The sequence below is a fragment of the Olivibacter sp. SA151 genome (assembly GCF_054130995.1).
The window spans coordinates 3,293,938-3,316,882 of record NZ_CP096391.1 but is presented as its reverse complement, the minus strand read 5'-3'; the positions used below and the strand labels follow the sequence as shown (position 1 = coordinate 3,316,882).

Below are 22,945 nucleotides of genomic sequence, written 5' to 3'. Positions count from 1 at the left end.
ATGATGGTTTTGTTGACTATTGCCAAAATAATATGTAAACGAAGCCAGTTTCGCCAGTAGAGGATCGCCCTCCTTTACTGGCTTATTATGGCATCTGTGTTAGTGTCTTTATTTCATTACTCTCAACCTCCTTTCGTCTAACTTAAATTTCACTTGTCCAGACTTTTCAATTAATGCCAGTACTTCCGACAGTTTTGTGTCACGCGATATCCAACCTCCAGATTTGATATGGTCTGGAACCGTCGGATCATATACCACTTCTATATTGTACCAGCGTGCAATTTTCCGGAGCGCAGTTTTCAAATCGACGTCATTTAAAACGATCTCTCCATTTTTCCAATCCATTATGCTTTCCAGATTGGCTTTACCAACCTTTATAGCATGGCCATTATGAAGCGCTTGCTCGCCAGGTTTGAGATTGATAGCTTTGATCTTAATTGATGATATGCGAATAGATCCCTCGAGCAGTGTTGTTTCCACGATCGGTTCATCAGCATATGCATTGACATTGAAACTTGTGCCTAGTACTTCTACCTGTTGGTTTTTACTTTTTACCACGAAAGGATACTTCTTATTTTTGGCAATTTGAAAATAGGCCTCCCCTTGCAATTGTACCATTCGCTTCCCATTTGTTAATAGATTTGTGGTGTAGGTAATGCTGGAGGCGGCGTTCAGCCAAACTGTCGAACTATCAGGAAGTCGTACCTGGTAAGTTTCACCTTTAGCGGTGCTGAGCGTATTGAAAGCTCCGAAATCACTAGAGGCTTTTTTAGCGGGTTTTAACTCGTAAATCAATTGGCCATTGGCTGATTTTGTAATTACCACCCCAGCTTCTGTGGCTAGTTTGCCATTCGTTGCAGCAGATAGTTTGATGGTTTTGCCATTAGCCAGCGTCAAGGTGGCCCCTTGTTTTCCCGGTGCGATGTCATTGGTGAGCATTTCATCGCTGCTAGAAGTAGTTTTCAACGAGGCAACCTTATCCATATATAGCCAAGTTCCGCAAGTTATTACTACAATTGCTGCTGCGGCAGCTAGAATACGAGGCAATACGGCGGGCTTTCCGGTTGCTGCCTGAGTTGGACATATATATTCCTGTAATATGCTGTTTAATATATCTTGCCCCTGTCCCGGTTGAAAAACAGGCTCTGTTGGCATATTAGAAACATCAAATTCCTGCCAATAAACATTCAAAAGATCCTTTACCTGAGCTTCATTCTCGGGATTCGCCATCAATGAGAGCAACTCTTGCTTTTCTGCCGCAGAATTTTTATGAATCAGCTGTTGCCTGAATAAATAATAAAGTCTTGAATTTGGGTCCATTATTTTGTGTAGCAATGGCAGGATGGTTCTCAGCCATTTTGGAACTAAAGACGTAGAAAAGTCGGAAACGGGATATAAAATTTGAAAATAAATTTTACCCCTTGATCAACAACAGAATCGCACTCAACGCAGCATGAGATTTTAGGAACTTAGAGACAGAATGGCTCGCCCATTGCTGATATTTTTTTACCGAATCAGTAGAGATTCCCATTTTATCAGCTATTTCTCTCGTCTTTAAGCCTTGCTGTCTAAGCATTAACACCTTTTGTTGGGAAGGGGGCAGTTGGGCTACCGCACGTTGTATAATGTCCAAATACTCCTGATCCATGTTAAGGATTTCTTTACCGGTCTGGCAACTTAAAACATCTTCCACGTACAAGGCGGTGTGCTTTTTATTCTGTATCATCTTACGGATACAGTTCACCGTATAATTTCGCGTCAGAATAAAAAGATAGAAAGTAAACTTATCCAGCTGAGGAAGCGTTGTTCGGCTTTCCCATATTTTCACAAAAACGTCCTGCACAATCTCCTCGCACATCTGAACAGATTCCAGTAGGGTATATACATACCTCGCTAAAGGTTCATGGTAGGCATGGAACAATTCTGAAAACGCACGGTCATCCCCTTCCGCTATTTTGCGTAGCAATTCCTTTTCATTTGGAAGGGGTTTAATCGCCATTTATCTTATTACAGGTTCATAATATACTGCTAATATAACTATAATCGTTTTATTGTCAATTAATATTTATGGATAAAGCTGATCGGATATGCAAAAGAGTCTTTCATTAATATTTATGGGAACCTGCTCTGAACTATTGTATACGCTTCTTTAGCACCTCGCGACAAATATTACGGTGAGTATTATAAATTCGAGACGTTCGACTAGATAATTGGGCAGTTTAAGGTGTATAATCGGCCAAAAAGCCGATAGTGCTAATTATCGGCTTTTTGGCCGATTATATGATTGTAAAATTCCAACAAGTGCCAGTAATCAGGACAGTTTTGGTAATTGCCCTTGTAAACACTAATAGCAGTATAGCAAGCTTCTAAAAATTTTTTTGTATTAATAACCTTCGCCCACGGTTTCCATTCTACTTTAAAGGGTGGCGGATTGCTGTCAAAATATTCTTTAAGCTCTTGCGGTGTCATAAGGGATCTTCAAAAAACAGCCAAAAGTAGTAAAAATATTCACCTTCTCTCCTTTTACGAAGAAATCGAAGAAAATTAAATGGATTTTTCTGCATAACGAGTTCCCTTTAAACGGTATTAGTCCCCGTTAATTTGCAATGAAAACTTCGATTTCGACAAGTCCGATCTCAATGGATGGTTTTACTTTTATAGATAAAATATAGGAAGAATTCTTTATTTTCGCCCCTATATGGAAACAGTTGTCAGTGGAATCCGGAGCACCGGAAAATTACACTTAGGAAATTACTATGGCGCAATTAAGAACTTTATCAAAATGCAGGAAGAATACAACTGCTTTTTCTTTATTGCTGATTTACACTCATTAACAACCCATCCTACTCCCGATAACTTACATGGCAATGTGAAACAGGTTGTTGTAGAATATTTGGCAGCGGGTATCGATCCTGAGAAGGCCACCATTTATGTTCAGTCGGACGTACCGGAAGTTATTGAATTATATCTCTATTTAAATATGAACGCGTACTTGGGTGAATTGGAACGAGCTACCTCTTTCAAGGATAAAGTGCGCGCCAATCCGGATAACGTTAATGCGGGATTACTCACCTATCCTGTCTTGATGGCGGCCGATATTCTATTGCATAAAGCCACCAAGGTACCGGTTGGAAAGGATCAGGAACAGCATTTGGAAATGACGCGTACCTTTGGGAATCGTTTTAACAGAATGTACAAGCATGATTATTTTCCGGAGGCTTTTGCTTTTAGCTATAGTCATAATTTGGTGAAAATACCCGGTTTGGATGGTAAAGGAAAAATGGGTAAATCAGAAGGAGATGCTAATTGCATCTATTTATCAGATAAGCCGGAGGCGATTCGTAAGAAAGTCATGCGTGCCGTTACCGATAGCGGTCCAACGGAGGAAAATCAAGTAAAGCCCGTAGAAATACAGAATTTATTTGACTTAATGAAAGTTGTTTCATCTGCTGATACAGTTGCGCATTTTGACGACCTCTATAACAAATGCCAGATACGATACGGAGATTTTAAGAAACAGTTGGCAGAAGACATGGTAATAGCCACGGAACCCATGCGCTCACGAATTGAAGAGATAGAAGCTGATACAGCGTATATTCGAAGAGTTGTCGCTATGGGTGCGGAAAAAGCGAGGGAAAGTGCTAAAAGAACCATCAAGGATGTAAGGGAAATCATTGGATTTAAAGAGTTTTAAGAAGACAAGAGCATAAAGAGGTTGGTAGATAAAGCAACGAATAACAAATAACTTGTAACGAATAACAAAAAATGCATATAGCGATTGTAGGAAATATAGGCGCAGGCAAAACAACTTTGACCGGTTTGTTAGCTAAACACTTGGGTTGGGAGCCGCAATTTGAAGAGGTCGAAGACAACCCTTATCTAGAGGATTTTTATAGTGACATGAAACGCTGGTCTTTTAATCTTCAAATCTTTTTTCTCAATAGTCGCTTTCGCCATATTGTTGAACTGCAAAAAAGAAACGCTAACATTATTCAAGACCGTACTATTTATGAAGATGCTTATATTTTTGCCGAGAACTTGCATGACATGGGATTAATGACCACGCGCGATTTTCAAAACTATAGTAATATATTCGAGAGTATCGTTTCTTTTATTAAGGCTCCTGATTTATTGATTTACCTAAAGGCTTCAGTCCCCACCTTAGTTGATAATATACAGCTTAGGGGTCGTGACTATGAAGCAGGCATTCGCTTGGATTACCTTTCTAAGCTGAATGACAAATACCAAAAATGGATCAGTGGTTATAAGGAAGGCAAGCTGCTTATTCTGGATAAGGATAAGTTGGATTTTGCGAATAATCCGGAGGATCTTGGTTTTGTTATCCAGGAAATTGAAAAGAATCTCAATGGATTGTTCTAACAGATGCAAGATATAAAGACATAAGATGCAAGACAATGAATGTTTGTGCATCGAGTCTGGTTACTTTTATCTTACTACTTGATACTATAGAAAATGAACATTATAGGTATTATTCCCGCGCGTTATGCGTCGACACGGTTTCCAGGCAAGCCATTAATAGATATTAACGGAAAAAGTATGATCCGGCGGGTCTATGAACAGGCGCTTAAGGCTTCTTCCCTCAAACGTGTGGTGGTAGCAACGGATGACGAGCGGATCGCTCATCATGTGCAAAACTTCGGCGGTAATGTAATTTTAACGGCAAGTTCGCACCAAAGCGGAACGGATCGTTGTGCAGAAGTGATTGCTAAAGAGAATTCTTTCGATATTGCTATTAATATACAGGGAGACGAGCCTTATATAGATCCCGCCCAAATCGATTTGCTGGCGAGTTGTTTTGAAGATAAGGAGACGCAGATTGCGACACTTGTGAAGGAAATAAGAGACCATGAGGAGCTGTTTAATAATAACAGCCCTAAAGTGTTGCTAAATATGGATCGAGAAGCGATCTATTTTAGTCGCGCGACCTTACCATTTTTAAGAGGAGTTCCGACAGAAAAATGGCTTGATCATCATAAATTCTATAAGCATATTGGTATTTATGGATACCGTTGCGAAATATTAAAGCTTTTAACGGCACTTCCGATTTCGAGTCTGGAAAAGGCGGAATCCTTGGAGCAGTTACGCTGGATAGAAAATGGTTATCGTATTAAAACAGCGGAAACGCTGGTCGAAACAGTAGCTATTGACGAACCGAAGGATCTGCATAAAGTTAAACAATTAAAATAACGAAGGAAGCCAGTGTATTAAACTATAAATAACGATCTACTACCCTAACCCGTAACCTTGGCTGTAGTAGGAAATCTAAATCCGAATCAGATCAATTTAAACTGCTAACGAGGATTCCAGATTACTTCTTGCGTATTGCTGTCTTTGGCAATTTTCCTTGCTAAAACAAAAAGATAGTCGCTTAGACGATTAAGATAGATAATAATACTTCCCGATACTTCAGATGAAGCGGCTAAATGAACAACAATACGTTCTGCTCTCCGGCAAATACAGCGCGCAACGTGTACATGTGAGACGACGGTATTGCCTCCGGGAAGTATAAAGTTCTTTAATGGTTTAAGTTCATGGTCCATGCGGTCAATCGCCCTTTCCAAAAATTTAACATCATCATTCGCAATATTGTATAGTTTCATTTTTGATTTTTCAGGATCCGCAGCGAGTAAAGCTCCAATTGCAAAAAGCAAGTACTGTATTTCTAATAGTTCATCTTTCAAGTCGTTACTTATTTCATAGCTCCGAATTAGGCCAATGTAAGCGTTCAGTTCGTCTATCGTACCATAACATTCCACTCTCAAGTGATGTTTTGGTACCCTGGTACCTCCTATCAGGGAGGTCAATCCAGTATCTCCGGTTTTTGTGTATATTTTCACTTTACGTTGGTTAAGTTCATTGTTTTGATGATCATACGTTGCGCGTGCCTGAAAACTCCAAGTAGACTTACTTAGAGGAGACGGGCGTATTAAAATAAGCAATGCAATCGGTTAGATTCCTTCGAAATCAGAGCCCTTTTCCTTTAGTGCTGCTAAGCGAGGAGATACGTTCTTAATTTCGGGATTTGGATAATCATCTTCTATCAGACCATCTCTCATACGGACAATACGATGGGCGTGTTGCGCGATATCTTCCTCGTGGGTTACCAAGACAATGGTATTACCTTTAGAGTGAATTTCTTCCAATAAGCCCATAATTTCAACGGAAGTCTTTGTGTCGAGATTTCCAGTCGGTTCGTCTGCGAGAATAATGGAAGGATCATTTATCAAAGCACGGGCAATCGCTACACGTTGCCTTTGTCCGCCCGACAATTCGTTAGGTTTATGATCCACACGGTTTCCCAAATTTACACTTTCTAACGCTTTCTGAGCTTTTTCAATTCTTTCTGTTTTACTTAGGCCAGCGTATATTAAAGGAAGTGCAACATTGTCCAATGAGGTAGAACGGGGCAGCAGATTGAACGTCTGAAAAACAAATCCAATTTCTTTATTGCGTACTTCTGCCAGTTCATCGTCTGTCATATCACTTACTTTTATACCATTTAAGACATATTCGCCCCTTGTGGGCGTGTCCAAGCAGCCTAAGATATTCATCAAAGTAGATTTGCCTGAGCCTGAAGGGCCCATGAGCGCAACAAATTCGCCCTTATTAATTTGAAGGGTTACGGATTTTAGTGCGTGAATGGTCTCGGCTCCAATGACATATTTTCTTCCTATTTCTTTGATATCTATGAGCGGTGATGACATAAATTGTTAATGATATATAGATGAGACTTCGAAAGCATTCTTTTGTTACACTAAATATCGGAATTTAAGTGGGCCTTAAATAAGGCGTGTGTATGATCTCTAAGTGCGTCAGTATCATCAACGCCAAAATCCTGCGTTTCTATTGGTTTCAGTACTTCTATCAAACAACGACCGGGCCGGCTACCCGTAGCTCCTTCATCCCATAGAAGTTTCCATAGATTATGAATAACTATTGGAAGTACAGCAACGTGATTTTCGATGGCCAACCTAAAAGGCCCGTTTTTAAATGGCTGTAAGACGGGGGGATAGGTGTCGTCTATTTTCCCTTCGGGAAAAATGATAATGCTTTTACCTTCTGCTAATTTTTGTTGAGCTGCTTTAAAAGCTCTGTAGGAAGATATCTTACTATTTCTATCAACCGGAATATCAATCGTCTTGAAAAACATACGAGTGATCGGGTTCTCTAGCAGTTCTGCCTTTCCCATAAATAGAATATCCTGCTTGCAGAGGATTGCTAACGCCGAAATATCCAGAATGGAAGTATGATTTGAACAAATAATATATGGGCGGCTCCAATCCATATTTTCGGATATTTTGATCCTAAAATAGAATCCGCTTAGAAACGTACTTAGCCAGGCGATTTGTTTACGAATACGGCCTATCAAGGAGAAATTTTTTTGCTGATTTTTTGCCGCTGCCCATAAAACCGGATAAAACAGCACAAAAAAAAAGACAACCCAAAAAATATAAATTCCTAAATGTATTTTTTTTAATAACCTTTTAAACATAAACCGTATAAGGCCAAGATTTTAAGATGCTTTAGAATCTTCATTATCGCCTCCGACTGCTGTACGCTTATTTCGAAATTTATCGTTTCTCTTTTTGAAATTTGATCGTTTCTTTTTCCTTTTTTTGTTCTGGATAGGAATAATCTGTGGTCCTTCTCCGATAAATTCAGGAAGCTGAACTTCTTCTATTGTCCTGTCCATCATTTTTTCAATAGACAATAACTTTCTGAAGTCTCTGTTATTAACAAAAGTAATAGCCGTTCCTGTTCGTTCTGCTCTGGCCGTTCGACCTATGCGATGAATATAGTCTTCCGGATCACCCGGCACATCGTAATTAACGACCAAATCGATTCCCTCGATATCAATTCCTCGTGAAAGCACATCGGTACCCACCAATATATTTAATTTTCGGTTTTTAAAATCAAGTAAAATTTGTTCGCGTTCGTCTTGCTGCAAGTCTGAGTGAAAAGACCGGACCTTCAGGTCATTTTTAAATAACTCTTTTTCTAGAAGCTTTACATTTTCTTTCGTGCTACAGAAAATAATAATACTATAAAAACTATCGGTAGATAAAATATGCTTTAGAAGCGTTACTTTCTGTTCATCGAAGGTTCTGTAATATTGTTGTTTTATTTTTTCGGCAGGTTGAGAAATGGCTATATTAACTTGTTGCGGATTTTTCAGTAAGGCCTTTGCGAATAAGCGTATCTTCTGTGGCATAGTTGCTGAAAATAGCAACGTTTGTCTTTGTTCCGGCAGTTGCCTCACAATCCTTAATATGTCGTCCTTGAAACCCATGTCCAGCATACGATCCGCTTCGTCCAAAATCAAGAAGTCTATTTTTTCCAACCGAACAGTGCTCGATGACATATGAGCTATAAGTCGCCCGGGGGTAGCAATAACGATATCTACCCCTTCTTTTAATGAGCGCCGTTGCTGTTCATAACCAACACCATCTCCTCCACCGTATACGGCAATTGATGTTATTCCCGTAAAATAAGCCAGGCCTTGAATCTGCTGATCAATTTGTAAAGCCAACTCACGCGTCGGCGCTAAAATGAGCGCACTTATTGATGGTCGATCGTCATTTTTGCAAATGGCATCCATTAAAGGTAATAAATAAGACGCCGTTTTTCCGGTGCCGGTTTGTGCGCAGGCTATAAGATCATGTTTCTCCGCGATGACAGGTATTGCTTGCTGTTGGATGGGGGTGGGTATCTTGAAACCCATACTCATGAGCCCCTCTAAAAGCCTGTCATCAAAATTAAATTCACTAAAATCCAAAATGTATCGTTTTGATTATGACCGTAAAAATAGTAAATTATTTTGATAAGCTATTGGCTTTAGGTATTAGGCCATAGGTTATAAGCTATAAGCTTTAAGCTTGTGCCACCGCAACTGCCACTTTTTAGCTATCGGCAATCAGTTTTCACCAATCAGCTTTATATTAAGCCTCAAGCTATAAGCAGTAAGCTTAAACGTATACAAGCCCATCGTCCCATCGGCTAATCATCCCATTGGCTAATTATCACATCGGCTAATCATCCCATTGGCTAATTATCACATCGGCTATTCATCCCGTCGGCTAATTAACGACTCCCTTACTTAACCATTCAACAACTCAACTACTTACGATATTTGCTAAGAATTAATCAATATATGACAAAAAAGACCAAAAAAAATTCTACTTTTGTACCCCGTACAAGAACATGCTGTAATTGCATTACATAAATAAACAGCAATAATTTCCATTTTTTATATCATGACCAAATACATCTTTGTTACGGGCGGTGTTACTTCATCTTTAGGTAAAGGTATTATTTCAGCTTCATTAGCAAAACTACTTCAAGCGAGAGGATACCGGGTTACTATTCAAAAATTTGATCCATACATTAATATTGATCCAGGTACCTTGAATCCCTATGAACACGGCGAGTGTTATGTGACTGAAGACGGTGCGGAGACCGACCTTGACCTAGGGCACTACGAGCGATTTTTGAATACACCGACATCACAAGCTAACAATGTGACAACCGGTCGTATTTACCAGCATGTGATTGAACGGGAGCGTGCGGGCGACTATCTTGGTAAAACGGTTCAAGTGGTACCTCATATCACCGATGAAATTAAACGTCGGATGCGTCTGCTGGGCGAGACAGGAGAATACGATATTGTTATCACCGAATTAGGAGGCACCGTAGGAGATATTGAATCGTTGCCATTTATAGAAGCGGTAAGGCAATTGCGTTGGGAACTAGGCAACAATGACTCGCTGGTAATCCATTTGACTCTTGTGCCTTATCTTGCTGCTGCGGGCGAACTCAAAACAAAACCAACCCAACACTCGGTTAAGATGCTATTGGAGTATGGTATACAGCCTGATATTTTGGTGTGTAGAACCGAGCATCGTATAGGTCATGATATCCGGAAAAAAATTGCCTTGTTCTGCAATGTAAACATTAATGCTGTTATTGAATCGGCTGACGCCTCATCGATTTATGATGTTCCGCTTTTAATGTTGAAAGAGCAGCTTGATAAAACCGTACTGGCGAAACTTAAGCTTTCCAATAAAAATGAACCTGATTTAGAGAACTGGAAGGCCTTTCTGGGAAGAGTGAAAAACCCAACAGCAGAGGTTAAAATAGGTTTGGTGGGTAAATATGTGGAGCTTCCGGATGCATACAAATCAATCAATGAATCCTTTATCCACGCAGGCGCTCAGAACGAATGTAAGGTAACGGTAAGAAGCATAGCTGCAGAGAGTGTTAATAACGACAATGTTGAAGAGAAATTAAAGGGCTTAGATGGCGTATTGGTGGCTCCCGGCTTTGGAGAGCGTGGCTTGGAAGGCAAAATTGCTGCTATCAAATATGTGCGGGAAAATAATATTCCGTTTTTTGGTATTTGCTTGGGCATGCAGGTAGCGGTGATCGAGTTTGCAAGAAATGTATTAGGATTGAAAGATGCCAATAGTTATGAGATGGATAAAAAAACCAAACATCCGGTTATTAACTTAATGGAAGATCAAAAAAATATAAAAAACATGGGAGGAACTATGCGTCTTGGGGCCTATCCCTGTGAGCTAAAAAAAGGTACCAAAGCGTCTGCCATTTATGGGAAGCAGCGTATCAGTGAGCGACATAGACATCGTTATGAATTTAACAATGACTATCTAAAACAGTATGAAAAAGCGGGCATGATTGCATCGGGTATCAATCCGGATAATAATTTGGTGGAAATCATCGAACTGAAAGACCATCCATTTTTTGTGGGTGGACAATTTCATCCGGAATTAAAGTCTACAGTAGCAAATCCTCACCCACTTTTTGTTAACTTTGTGGCCGCTTCTTTAATAAAAGCGGGGAAACGGTAACAATTTGAAATAAATATAGTCAATTTCAATAAATATATTTTAGACTGATTCAGTAATATTAAAAGATGGATAGAAATACCTTTACTGGCCTGTTCCTGATTATGATCATCTTGGCAGGTTCGGTATTTTTTATGAAACCCTCGGAAGAGGAGATTAAAAAGGAACAACAGCTACAGGATTCCATAGCGCAGGCCAAAAGTCCTGAAACAAAAAAAACGACGGATAGTCTTTTTGCGGCACAACAAGGTTTAGAGGCCTCTACAGTAGATTCGACGCAAATGTCGGGTCCTTTTGGTGGCGCGAAAGTAGGAAACGAAGAACTTATTTCACTTGAAAATGAATTTATCAAAGCAACAATCAGTACAAAGGGTGGCCGCGTTAAATCTGTTGAAGTAAAAGGAGAAAAAGATTACCTTGGAAAACCTTTGGTATTATTTGGAGGTGACAAAAATCGCTTTGGTTTACAGTTTTCAACGGCCGGTGTCAACATTAATACGAATGACCTTTATTTTATTCCGCAGGCTAAAGAGCCCATTGTGGTAGAGAATACGGATTCGGCTTCTTTGGTTATGCGACTGTCTTATGCTGAGAATAAATATATCGACTATGTCTATAGCCTGAAAGGTAACAGCCATCAGTTAGGATTTACCATTGTAACCAAAGGTATGCAAGATGTGGTGGCTCCTACCGAGACTAAATTAGTACTGAATTGGCAAGCCGATCTTCCGCAGAAAGAAAAAGATATGAAGGATGAGCGGAATCGTTCGACCGCTTACTTTAAGGAATTTGACGGCGATGTTAATGAATTAAGTACCACCAAGGACGAAACAAAGGATGTAGGAAAAACTGATTGGATATCCTTTAAGCAGCATTACTTTTCTAATGTCTTGATCGCAAAGAATAGCTTTAATGGAGGTACGCTTAAGGTAAGCACTGTTAATAGTGACGAAATTGTAAAATCGTTTGCTGCTAATATGAGCCTTGATTTTAACAGACAGGACGTTAATACGTATCCAATGTCTTTTTACTTTGGACCTAATAAGTTCAGCATATTAAAGGATCAAGGACACGATTTGGAAAAGCAGATCAATATGGGTTGGGGACCAATGAAATGGATCAACCGCTTTATTACGCTACCGGTGTTTAACCTATTGGAAGGCTTTAATTGGAACTATGGTCTCATTATCTTCGTTTTGACGGTATTATTAAAGATTGTACTTTCTCCGCTTACCTATAAGTCCTATGTTTCGATGGCTAAAATGCGGGTACTGAAGCCTGAAATGGATGAGATTAAAGCAAAGGTAGGTGAAGATAACCAAACTTTATTACAGCAGGAATATCTTAAACTCTACAAACAAGCCGGTGTGAATCCGATGGGAGGCTGTATTCCGATGCTTTTACAAATGCCTTTCATGATCGCCTTCTTCTTTTTCTTTCCTAATCTTTTTGAACTGAGGGGGGAAAGTTTTTTATGGATGAAAGATCTGTCAACCTACGATTCAATAGTTAATTTTCCGATGATCCCGATCATCAATATAAATCACATTAGTTTAATGTGTATATTGATGACTTGTGCCACGCTACTATCCACCTGGTATAACAATATGGTGTCCGGAGCAACAGGACAAATGAAATATATCGGTTATTTTATGCCATTAATATTTTTCTTTGTATTGAATAGTTATCCTGCGGGTCTTAATTATTACTACTTCTTATCGACCTGTTTAACGTTTGTAATACAGTTCTTCATTAGACAATCAATTAATGATGAGAAGATACACGCGATGATACAAGCCAATAAAAAGAAACCTGAAGCAAGTAAAAAATCAACCTTCCAAAAAAGAATGGAAGAGTATATGCGTCAGCAACAACAAGCGGGCAAAAATAAAAAATAAAATTTTGCACTTGAAAGAAATCGGAAGGCGCGTTTCAAACGCGCCTTTTTTGTTACGGTAAAAGTGTTTATATTGGGTGCTTAAGGTGCTTATATGGAAACAGGGAAATTACTTGAGGCGATTATTCGCAATGCGATTGATGGTATTATTACAATTGACAACAAAGGGATTGTAGAGTCAATCAATCCGGCTGCTATGGCCTTATTCGGTTACTCCGATAACAGCGAAATCATTGGTAATAATATCTCGATGTTAATGCCCGAACCCGACCGCAGTCGGCATGATTCATATATCCACAATTACCTGACGACCGGTGTAAAACATATTATAGGAATAGGTCGTGAAGTAAGAGGAAAACGTCGAGATGGGACGACCTTTCCGTTTCGTTTAGCAGTAAGTGAAGTGAATTATAAAGATCGGAAAATCTTTACGGGTTTTATTCATGATCTTTCTAAGCAAAAAGAGGCTGAAGAGAAATTGAAAGAATATACCGCGGAACTAGAGATGAAGGTTACAGAACGAACCAAGGATCTTATTAAACTGATTGGTGAGTTAGAGGAAGCTAAAGCGGATGTTAGCCTATCTTTAGAAAAGGAAAAGGATCTTAACCAAATGAAATCCCGATTTGTTTCTATGGCTTCTCATGAATTTAGAACTCCCCTTAGCTCCGTACAACTTTCAGCATCTTTAATTGAAAAGTATCTGGACAAACGTGATTTTGATAATATTACCAAGCATACGAACAAAATTAAAGGGTCCGTTCAATTGCTTACGAATATTCTCAACGATTTTCTATCCTTGGAACGTCTGGAAGCAGGAAAAGTCACTGCTGTTGAGGAAGAAGTCAATTTAATCAGATTAGCAGAAGATATTATTGAAGAAATGCAGCTTTTGGCAAAGCAGAATCAACATATTGTTTACCAGCATACCGGCGAGATTGGCAAATTTCGGATCGACCCAAATCTTCTTAAGAATAGCATTCTTAATCTCATTTCAAACGCTATTAAATATTCGGGCGAAAACACGTTTATTGAGTTCAATAGCGAAATAAACGGAGATTCCTGTACTATTACGATCAAAGATAATGGGATAGGAATTCCATTTGATGAACAAAAAAACCTGTTTGAACCCTTTTTTAGAGCGAATAACACAGGAAATATTCCAGGGACGGGGCTTGGATTGAATATCGTAAAGCGATACGTACATTTAATGAAAGGTGAAGTAATGTGTAAGAGCGAAGTTAATAAAGGAACGACTTTTACATTGATCTTTAAAAATTAATTAGTTAATGGTTTCATGTCTTTGGTAAGCAGATAAAAAATAGTTTTCATGAAAAACGTATTGATCATTGAAGATAACGATGATATTAGAGAAAGCACAGTGGAGATTTTGGAACTGGCCGGGTATCGGGTGTTTAGTGCTACAGAAGGCAGATCAGGTGTTGAACTGGCGCTAAAAAATAAACCTGATATTATACTTTGCGATATTATGATGCCTAACCTGGATGGTTACGGTGTTTTGTTCCTATTAGGAAAGCATCAGGAAACTGCAAGCATTCCCTTTATTTTCCTTACAGCAAAGGCAGAGCGTGCCGATATGCGAAAAGCAATGGAAATGGGGGCCGATGATTACCTGACGAAACCTTTTGATGATGTAGAATTGCTTAATGCGATCGAAACGAGACTTAGAAAGAAGGAGATTACTGATAAAAGGAAGCCCTTGCATATAGCAAGTGAAGAAGATCAAAATCATCTCCTCAACGATTTGCATCTTAAAGGAAGGGCAAAAAATTATAAAAAAAAGCAGAGCATTTATGAGGAAGGGGATAATCCACTTTATATCTACAAGGTTAAATCCGGAAAAGTTAGGAGCTATCTCTTTTATCATGATGGACGCGAATTATCTACTAATATCTTTACAACGGGGGATTACTTTGGTTATGAGGCACTTTTGGCACACGAAAAATATTCTGATAATACCCAAACGATTGAGGAAACGGAACTATGTTTGATTAATAAGGATGTATTTTTTGAGCTGCTATACCAAAATCCGGCCATTGCTCAGAAATTTATTGGTTTACTTTCTGAAAACATACGGGAAAAGGAGGAGCAATTATTACGGTTGGCCTATCACACCGTACGAAAAAGGGTTGCCGATGCCTTGGTGGTTGTATCGAAAAAATTTTTAGGAGACCAAAATGCCGACGAATGTGTGATCCGTATTTCCAGGGATGATCTGGCAGCCCTCGCGGGAACAGCTAATGAAACGATTAGCCGGACCTTAGCGGATTTTAAAGAGGAAAAATTACTTTCAAAAGAGGGGAATGCAATTCGTATTCGTTCCATTTCTAAGCTGAGTACCATTAAACAATAATTATTGAAGTGTGTTTATCCTGTCATACAAAAAAGTAATGAATATTACTTTTTTGTATGACAGGATTCATCGTGTTCGTGCTCGATTCAATTTAGCTTTGTTTAGGCGCTATAAAAATAGCGATAACGAATCAGCACTATGAAAGCCACCGCTTACAGTATAAATGTCGATGAAAAAGAACACCTTGTTCGATCAAATGCCAAAACGCATGATTTAACGCTTATTTCGAATGCGTTGAATGCTTCCACTCTACCTTATTGCGCAGGAAAGACTGTTATTATTATTTCCGGAACAGATGTTTTGGACAAGTCCTTACTTATTTCTCTCAAACAAATGGGCGTAAAGCATGTGATCACCCGATCGAAATCAACTGCCCATATCGACTTAGCAAGTGCTGCGGAACTAGGTATTAAAGTAGCCAATAATCCCAGCAACGATCAGTCGATTGAAAATACAGCCAAACAGACCATTCACAATTTAGATTTATGGGAGGCTGGCCGCTGTGTCGGCCGTGCCTGTTGCTGTCATGACTGCATTAGTACGAATAAACATGATACAGAAGAAATCTAGCAAAGTAGTATGGAAAAGCAATTGATCAACTGCGCGAAAAAATATAATATAGCTGCACCGCGTTATACGAGTTATCCGACTGTCCCATATTGGGTAACTACTGATTGGACAGTTGACCAGTGGGTATCAGCTATGCGAGTTGCCGCTAATGTGGTCGGTGAAATCAGTTTGTATATACATCTACCCTACTGTGAGCGATTATGTACCTATTGTGGTTGTAATACACGGATTACAAAAAGTCATAGCGTAGAGAGACCTTATATCGATTCGGTACTTCAAGAATGGCAACTGTATTTGGCACAAATGAGCGTAAAACCAAAAATTGTAGATCTTCATTTAGGAGGTGGAACCCCGACTTTTTTTAGTCCGGAGAACTTAAGCTATCTCATCAAAGAAATTATCCAGTATGCGCATGTTGATGAACATGCAGCTTTTTCTTTTGAAGCCCACCCTGCAAATACAACACGTGAACACCTGGATGCATTGTTTGCGCTGGGGTTTCGACGTTTAAGTTTAGGAATTCAGGATTTTGACGCCGAAGTGCAACGTATAATCAATAGAAAACAAAGCCCTGCGGACGTTATTCGTGTTACGCAAGAAGCAAGACGAATCGGTTATACATCGATCAATTTTGATCTTATTTATGGCTTACCAAAGCAATCTTTGTTGCGGATTAAAGACACCATTCAAATGACTATCGCTATGCATCCGGATCGAATCGCTTTTTATAGTTATGCGCATGTTCCATGGATGAAACCGGGGCAGCGCCTATATACGGAAGATGATCTGCCATCGGATGAAGCAAAATTGGAACTCTATTATGTTGGAAAGGAGATGATTGTAAATGCGGGCTACATAGATATTGGCATGGACCACTTTGCTTTTCCGACCGATAGTTTAGCACTTGCAGCTAGAGTAGGTAAACTTCATCGCAACTTTATGGGGTATACCGATATCAGGCCTTCCCTCCTATTGGGACTGGGTGTTTCGGCGATCAGTGATGTAGGAACAGCCTACGCCCAAAATGTAAAAACAGTAGAAGAATACCGAGGCATGGTCGAAAAAGGACAGTTTCCGCTTCAAAAAGGCCATTTACAAACGGAGCACGATCTTTCCGTAAAAAAACAGATACTTCGCCTGATGTGTGAAGGTAGGCTTCCTTTGTCTGACGTACAAGGTTCACCGGGAGTTCTAAAAAGGCTAAAACCGCTTATTGCAGATGGTTTAGTTTTACTTGGAGCAAAAGAACTGATTGTAACAGATCTTGGTAAGTCATTCCTACGCGTTATTTGTATGGCTTTTGACGAATATCATCATGCTGAAACGGCAAATAAACCATTATTTAGTAAAGCTGTATAAGATATGACCCCGCTTAAGGACATACAAAAGGAACAGCATTGTTTCCATTGTGGTGACGTAGTTGTAAAAGCGAATTATGAGGTTGACGGCCATGATTTCTGTTGCTTAGGTTGCAAAAGCGTTTATCAGGTATTAAACCAGCATAAACTTACGCATTATTACAAGTACAATACACATCCAGGCATCTCCGTCCGTAAAGATAAGAGCCAGTACTTTTATTTGGAAGATGAAGGCATCGCAAATAGCTTGTTGGACTATAAAGATGATCATATAGCCGTCGTTACCTTTTATGTCCCTACTATACATTGTAGTTCTTGCATATGGTTATTGGAAAAACTTCATAAGCTTCATCGAGGTATAACCAACACACGAGCCGATTTTCTACGGAAAGAGGTACGTATTACATTTTGTCACGACATCATAAAACTAAAGCAACTAGTTGAACTACTCACAGAAATCGGTTATGCACCGATCATTACCCTGAAAGACACATCGTCGAAAAGGAAGAAAAAAGACAGCAATAGACTGGTGAGAAAAATAGCTGTTGCGGGTTTTTGTTTTGGCAATTCAATGATGATCAGTTTTCCGGAGTATTTTGGACTAGGGACTTTTGAGAGAAACTATGCCCAGCTATTTGGTGTCGTCAATTTGCTTTTTACCTTGCCCATTATGCTCTATAGCGGGCAAGATTATTTCGTTTCTAGTATTAAAAGTATCCGGCAAGGGCGTCTAAACTTAGATATTCCGCTCACTTTAGGTATAATCGTTCTTTTTCTTCGCTCTGTGTGGGAGATTTTAACTGGCTCGGGAGCCGGGTTTTCCGATACACTTTGTGGCTTACTATTCTTTTTACTGATTGGGCGATGGGTACAACAAAAGACGTATCATCATCTTTCATTTGAAAGAGACTACCGATCTTACTTTCCGGTAGCGGTTACCAAAATTGATGCAGGTGAAGAAAAAACAGTGGCATTGTCCGCGTTACAGGTTGGTGATCGTATTTTGATCAGAAACAATGAAATTATTCCGGCAGATGCGATTTTGTTAAAAGGAGCTGCCTGTATTGATTTCAGTTTTGTCACTGGTGAATCAAACCCTGTTGATAAAATACTTGGCGAAATTATTTATGCAGGTGGCAAACAAACCGAACAAGCAATTGAATTGGAGGTGGTGAAACCCGTGTCACAAAGTTATTTAACAAGCCTTTGGAATGATCAGAAAAATAAGAAAGGGCAAGTTTCCTTTCAATCGTTCAGCAATAAAATCAGTCGTTATTTTACACCCATTCTCTTATTGATTGCTTTTATAAGCTTATTTTTTTGGTTTTACATAGGCGAACCCGGGCGAGCATGGTCGGCCTTTACGGCCGTTCTCATTATCGGTTGTCCCTGTGCACTGGCTTTAAGCTCACCGTTTACGCTATCAGCGGTACTTAGCGTTTTTGATCGGAATGGTCTATTTATGAAGGATACATTGGCTATTGAAAAAATGGCGGGGATCGACACGCTGGTGTTTGACAAAACAGGGACCATCAGTACGCTTCATCAGGAGGAACTCCCATTCAAAGATAGCTTGCCAGCTACGGAAGCATCCATGGTGTTTTCTGTATGTCGAAATTCCAACCATCCACTCAGTCGTAAAATAGTTCAATCATTACAGGGTACTTGCGAAATGTTGCCGATAAGCTCTTATGCTGAAATACCGGGAAAGGGAATACGGGCGATCATAAAAAATAAGGAAGTTTTAATCGGAAGTTATTCTTTTGTTGTTGGTACCGATGAGCAGTTCTATAAAGGGCCTGGCACCTATGTACGAATTGGTGGACGTGTAAGAGGTGTTTTCTCCATGGGGCAAAAATGGCGAGATGGACTGGAATCGCTTATCAAAGTACTCAGCAGTTCGTACGAACTACATTTGTTATCAGGGGATGTTGATCGAGATTCAAGCGTCTTATCGTCTATTTTTCCTCAGCGAGATTATTTGAATTTTAATCAGCTACCGGCCGACAAGTTGCATTATATAAGCGGCTTACAGCAAAATGGAAAAAAAGTTGCGATGATCGGTGATGGTTTAAATGATGCAGGAGCCCTCAAGTGTGCCGATTTAGGACTAGCGGTGAGTGATGACGTTAATAATTTTTCACCGGCTTGTGATGCCATTATGAGCGGAACATCTTTTAGTAAGTTCTGTCGGTTTCTCGGATTTTCAAAAAAAGCAATGCATATTATTTACTGTAGTTTTGCTATTTCCCTTCTATACAATATAGTGGGTATGTATTTCGCGACACAAGGCAATCTATCGCCCTTGTTAGCTGCGATTTTAATGCCTTTAAGCACCATCACCATTATTAGTTTCACCAGTTTGACAACCAGGCTTTATGCTCGTAAATATACTTTGTAATGAGCGCAATATTCTTTTTGATAGCTTGTAGTGTGTTCATCGCGTTATTCTTTTTAGGCGCTTTTTTTTGGGCGAATAAGAATGGACAACACGATGATACCTACACCCCGGCCATACGTATTCTTTTCGAAGATGATGTTATTTTCGATGGGCAAGAAAACGAAAAAGGGGTAGATGAGAGCGAATTAAATAAGTGATAACAATCACCTTTTAGTCCGATCAATATCACTCGTCGGCTATTTGGACCATCGTACTTTTACCTCCGTAAAAATACTAAACTATGCAGCTTGAAACATTCAATTACGATAACAAAATTGTAAGAAATTTTGGTATAGCCACTATTTTCTGGGGAATTGTAGGCATGTCTGTCGGACTTCTCGTAGCAGTACAATTAGTCTGGCCTTTCATGAATTTTAATACACCCTTTACAACCTTCGGAAGAATACGACCTCTACATACCAATGCCGTTATTTTCGCCTTTGTCGGTAACGGAATTTTCATGGGCGTCTACTACTCCTTACAGCGCCTTCTCAAGGCCCGTATGTATAGCGATTTATTGAGCCGTATTCACTTTTGGGGCTGGCAATTGATTATTCTTGCAGCCGCGATCACTTTACCGCTCGGTTTCACCACTTCACACGAATATGCTGAGCTTGAATGGCCAATTGACATTGCGATAACGCTTATCTGGGTCGTATTTGGTATCAATATGTTCGGAACGATTATCAAAAGACGCGAGCGTCATATGTATGTTGCCATCTGGTTTTATATAGCAACCTTCGTAACGATTGCAGTGCTTCATATTGTAAACTCCGTTGAATTACCGATTGCTGCTTGGAAAAGTTATTATTTATATGCAGGAGTACAAGATGCACTGGTACAATGGTGGTATGGCCATAACGCCGTGGCTTTTTTTCTGACAACACCCTATTTAGGTATGATGTACTATTTTCTTCCAAAAATGGCGAACAGACCGGTTTACTCGTATAAACTAAGCATACTCCACTTTTGGTCACTCATATTTATCTATATATGGGCCGGGCCACACCATTTGCTGTATACCTCTTTGCCAAGTTGGGCGCAATCGTTAGGTGTTGTGTTTTCGATCATGCTGATCGCTCCAAGCTGGGGCGGTATGATTAATGGTTTATTGACCTTGAGAGGTGCTTGGGATAAGGTACGTACGGAACCTACTTTAAAATTTATGGTGGTTGCACTAACGGCTTATGGCATGGCAACTTTTGAAGGACCGATGCTCTCTTTAAAACAGGTAAACGCAATTGCGCACTTTACCGATTGGATTGTAGCACATGTGCACGTAGGTGCATTGGGTTGGAATGGTTTCATGACCTTTGCCATTTTATATTGGGCTATTCCGAAGATATATGGCACGACTTTACACTCTAAAAAAATGGCTAGTGTGCATTTTTGGGTTGGTACCCTTGGTATTCTCTTTTATGCCATACCAATGTACTGGGCCGCGGTCGTTCAAGGGCTTATGTGGAAGGAATTTACGCCAGAGGGTGTGTTGAAATATCCCACTTTTCTGTCGACGACTCTACAAATCCTTCCTATGCATATGCTGCGGGCAATAGGTGGTGCTTTATATCTTAGCGGTGCTTTACTAATGACCTATAACCTTATTCGTACCATGCAGAAGGGAAAATTAATTGCCAATGAACCGGCAGAAGCGATGGCGCTTCCTCCCGTCCATACGAATGAGAAATCAATTCATAGAAGACTGGAACGTAAACCGGCACTTTTTATGGTCATTGCCCTTATTGTTATATTGATCGGTGGTATGGTTGAAATGATGCCAACCTTCATGATTTCATCGAATGTTCCTACCATCAGTAGTGTGAAGCCCTACACCCCTTTAGAGCTTCAAGGTCGGGATATTTATATCCGAGAGGGTTGCGTTAATTGTCACTCACAGACCGTTCGTCCCTTTCGCTCAGAAACCGTTCGATACGGAGAGTACAGTAAGGCTGGCGAATTTGTCTATGACCACCCTTTTCTTTGGGGATCAAAACGCACAGGGCCCGATTTGCATCGTGTTGGTAAAAAATACCCAAATAAATGGCACTATGACCATTTGCTAGATCCTACCCTCACCTCACCAGGGAGTATTATGCCTCCATATCCCTGGTTGATCAATCAAAAAATAGATACGGCGAGTACCGCTGCAAAAATTACAGCCATGCGTAAATTGGGCGTTCCCTACCCGAAGGAATATGAAAATTACGCAAATAAAGACTTGCTACAGCAAGCGAAATCTATTGTAGACGATTTGAAACAAAGTGAGGTAGACGTGCTAAGTGACCGAGAAATTATTGCCATAATAGCTTACTTACAACGGTTAGGTACGGATATAAAAGTAACTGAAAAATAAATATTTAAATATGTTTAAGCAAATAATAGATTTAGGAGGAGATGAGTGGTATCTTATCCTCTCGTTATGGATCTTCTTTGTGTTTTTTGTTTTTGTGGCCATATGGCTGTTTCGCATGAGAAAGCCATACAGCGATTACATGAGCCAACTTCCACTGGAAAATGAAAAAATGGAAAACGAACAGGTTTTAGATTAACGATCAGGTATGAATAACTTATTATTACAGATAAATAATGCGACGTCCGAAAGGGGTTGGGGCAGCGGAAATATCCATCAGGATGTTTTACTGATAAGCCTGTTAATCGTGGTGTTGACGGTGCTAATTGCGGCGATCGTACTAAATAAGGCGTTTAAGACGATTGTTCATGTGATGATGCCTGAAATTGAGGCTGCTGCGAAAGCGGCTACCAAGGCTAAACAAAAGGAAAAGCGTGCGCACTTAAAACAATGGTGGAATAATGTAATGGGATTACGTCCGCTTTCGGAAGAAGAAGACTTAGTAATTGACCATGCTTATGATGATATCAGGGAATTGGATAATCCCACACCCGCCTGGTTTATGGGGCTTTTTTACGCTACCATGGTATTTGGTGTCGTTTATTTATCCGTTTATCACGTTTTTGGTTGGGGGATGAATCAAGACGATGAATATAAGAAGGAAATGCGCGTGGCCGAACAAGAGCGTAAAGCCTATTTAGCGAGCCAAGTAGACAATGTGGATGAAAATTCCGTTGAAGTAGACAAAAGTCCGGAGGTAATTGCCGAAGGAAAGGCGATCTTCGATCAAAACTGTATTGCTTGTCATGGTGCCGTTGGAGAAGGGGGAATCGGTCCGAATCTCACGGACAATTATTGGCTTCATGGGGCTAGTATAAAAGACGTATTTAAGACCATAAAACGCGGCGTGCCCGATAAAGGCATGATCGCTTGGGAGCAGCAGTTATCACCTTCTAAAATAGCACAAGTAGCCAATTATATTTTATCACTTCAGGGTACCAATCCGCCAAATGCAAAGGCTCCCCAGGGAGATCTTAATGAACAGCATCAAAGCGCGAATTGAGCGATATGCT

The 22,945-nt window shown here is 39.9% G+C and carries 21 protein-coding genes; 14 read left to right on the top strand and 7 right to left on the bottom strand.

The window, feature by feature from the left end; translation table 11 throughout:
• Positions 1-108: 108 nt before the first annotated feature.
• The 3 genes from M1D52_RS13720 to M1D52_RS13710 form a co-directional block, all read right to left on the bottom strand.
• Positions 109-1,320, bottom strand: a complete 1,212-nt coding sequence (locus M1D52_RS13720) for a FecR family protein (protein ID WP_437392813.1) — start codon at positions 1,318-1,320, stop codon at positions 109-111.
• A 94-nt stretch (positions 1,321-1,414) separates the two neighbouring features.
• The gene (locus M1D52_RS13715) at positions 1,415-1,999 is read right to left on the bottom strand and encodes an RNA polymerase sigma factor (protein WP_437392812.1); all 585 of its coding nucleotides are present in this window, start codon (positions 1,997-1,999) and stop codon (positions 1,415-1,417) included.
• A 254-nt stretch (positions 2,000-2,253) separates the two neighbouring features.
• Positions 2,254-2,469 (bottom strand): DUF6965 family protein, encoded by a 216-nt coding sequence (locus M1D52_RS13710; protein WP_437392811.1) that lies wholly within the window; start codon positions 2,467-2,469, stop codon positions 2,254-2,256.
• A gap of 229 nt (positions 2,470-2,698) precedes the next feature.
• On the opposite strand from M1D52_RS13710, the gene trpS reads away from it, so the two are divergent.
• The 3 genes from trpS (at position 2,699) to kdsB (ending at position 5,208) form a co-directional block, all read left to right on the top strand.
• A complete protein-coding gene (gene trpS, locus M1D52_RS13705) occupies positions 2,699-3,694 on the top strand; it encodes a tryptophan--tRNA ligase (RefSeq protein ID WP_013666769.1) in 996 nt (331 codons plus the stop codon).
• 71 nt (positions 3,695-3,765) lie between these two features.
• The gene (locus tag M1D52_RS13700; protein WP_013666770.1) at positions 3,766-4,380 is read left to right on the top strand and encodes a deoxynucleoside kinase; all 615 of its coding nucleotides are present in this window, start codon (positions 3,766-3,768) and stop codon (positions 4,378-4,380) included.
• 93 nt (positions 4,381-4,473) lie between these two features.
• A complete protein-coding gene (kdsB, locus tag M1D52_RS13695; protein ID WP_013666771.1) occupies positions 4,474-5,208 on the top strand; it encodes a 3-deoxy-manno-octulosonate cytidylyltransferase in 735 nt (244 codons plus the stop codon).
• 104 nt (positions 5,209-5,312) lie between these two features.
• Here kdsB and M1D52_RS13690 read toward each other — a convergent pair whose 3' ends face one another.
• The 4 genes from M1D52_RS13690 to M1D52_RS13675 form a co-directional block, all read right to left on the bottom strand.
• Positions 5,313-5,858 (bottom strand): cob(I)yrinic acid a,c-diamide adenosyltransferase, encoded by a 546-nt coding sequence (locus M1D52_RS13690; RefSeq protein ID WP_041388404.1) that lies wholly within the window; start codon positions 5,856-5,858, stop codon positions 5,313-5,315.
• A gap of 111 nt (positions 5,859-5,969) precedes the next feature.
• A complete protein-coding gene (locus tag M1D52_RS13685) occupies positions 5,970-6,725 on the bottom strand; it encodes an ABC transporter ATP-binding protein (RefSeq protein WP_013666773.1) in 756 nt (251 codons plus the stop codon).
• A 50-nt stretch (positions 6,726-6,775) separates the two neighbouring features.
• On the bottom strand, positions 6,776-7,513 hold the full coding sequence (locus tag M1D52_RS13680) for a lysophospholipid acyltransferase family protein (RefSeq protein ID WP_437392810.1): 738 nt from the start codon (positions 7,511-7,513) through the stop codon (positions 6,776-6,778).
• A gap of 21 nt (positions 7,514-7,534) precedes the next feature.
• Positions 7,535-8,797, bottom strand: a complete 1,263-nt coding sequence (locus M1D52_RS13675) for a DEAD/DEAH box helicase (protein ID WP_013666775.1) — start codon at positions 8,795-8,797, stop codon at positions 7,535-7,537.
• 478 nt (positions 8,798-9,275) lie between these two features.
• Between M1D52_RS13675 and M1D52_RS13670 the strand changes: the two genes are divergently transcribed.
• The 11 genes from M1D52_RS13670 to M1D52_RS13620 all read left to right on the top strand — a co-directional run bounded on the left by M1D52_RS13670 (position 9,276) and on the right by M1D52_RS13620 (position 22,935).
• Entirely contained in the window at positions 9,276-10,886 is a 1,611-nt protein-coding gene (locus tag M1D52_RS13670; RefSeq protein ID WP_013666776.1) for a CTP synthase, read from the top strand.
• Between the two features lie 65 nt (positions 10,887-10,951).
• The gene (yidC, locus tag M1D52_RS13665) at positions 10,952-12,781 is read left to right on the top strand and encodes a membrane protein insertase YidC (protein WP_437360627.1); all 1,830 of its coding nucleotides are present in this window, start codon (positions 10,952-10,954) and stop codon (positions 12,779-12,781) included.
• Between the two features lie 93 nt (positions 12,782-12,874).
• On the top strand, positions 12,875-14,062 hold the full coding sequence (locus M1D52_RS13660) for a PAS domain-containing sensor histidine kinase (RefSeq protein ID WP_437392809.1): 1,188 nt from the start codon (positions 12,875-12,877) through the stop codon (positions 14,060-14,062).
• Between the two features lie 48 nt (positions 14,063-14,110).
• The gene (locus M1D52_RS13655; protein ID WP_437392808.1) at positions 14,111-15,154 is read left to right on the top strand and encodes a response regulator; all 1,044 of its coding nucleotides are present in this window, start codon (positions 14,111-14,113) and stop codon (positions 15,152-15,154) included.
• A gap of 138 nt (positions 15,155-15,292) precedes the next feature.
• A complete protein-coding gene (locus tag M1D52_RS13650) occupies positions 15,293-15,724 on the top strand; it encodes a Rossmann-fold NAD(P)-binding domain-containing protein (RefSeq protein WP_013666780.1) in 432 nt (143 codons plus the stop codon).
• Positions 15,725-15,733: 9 nt separating this feature from the next.
• On the top strand, positions 15,734-17,083 hold the full coding sequence (hemN, locus tag M1D52_RS13645) for an oxygen-independent coproporphyrinogen III oxidase (protein WP_437392807.1): 1,350 nt from the start codon (positions 15,734-15,736) through the stop codon (positions 17,081-17,083).
• 3 nt (positions 17,084-17,086) lie between these two features.
• Entirely contained in the window at positions 17,087-19,483 is a 2,397-nt protein-coding gene (locus M1D52_RS13640) for a heavy metal translocating P-type ATPase (protein ID WP_437392806.1), read from the top strand.
• On the top strand, positions 19,483-19,680 hold the full coding sequence (ccoS, locus tag M1D52_RS13635; RefSeq protein ID WP_013666783.1) for a cbb3-type cytochrome oxidase assembly protein CcoS: 198 nt from the start codon (positions 19,483-19,485) through the stop codon (positions 19,678-19,680). The genes M1D52_RS13640 and ccoS overlap by 1 nt, the downstream gene beginning before the upstream one ends.
• A gap of 83 nt (positions 19,681-19,763) precedes the next feature.
• Entirely contained in the window at positions 19,764-21,875 is a 2,112-nt protein-coding gene (gene ccoN / locus M1D52_RS13630) for a cytochrome-c oxidase, cbb3-type subunit I (RefSeq protein ID WP_437360633.1), read from the top strand.
• A 10-nt stretch (positions 21,876-21,885) separates the two neighbouring features.
• Complete coding sequence (locus M1D52_RS13625) at positions 21,886-22,071, top strand: hypothetical protein (RefSeq protein WP_013666785.1); 186 nt, start codon at positions 21,886-21,888, stop codon at positions 22,069-22,071.
• Positions 22,072-22,080: 9 nt separating this feature from the next.
• Positions 22,081-22,935 carry a cbb3-type cytochrome c oxidase N-terminal domain-containing protein gene (locus M1D52_RS13620; protein ID WP_013666786.1) on the top strand — a complete coding sequence of 285 codons (855 nt, stop codon included), beginning with the start codon at positions 22,081-22,083 and terminating at the stop codon, positions 22,933-22,935.
• Positions 22,936-22,945: the final 10 nt, after the last annotated feature.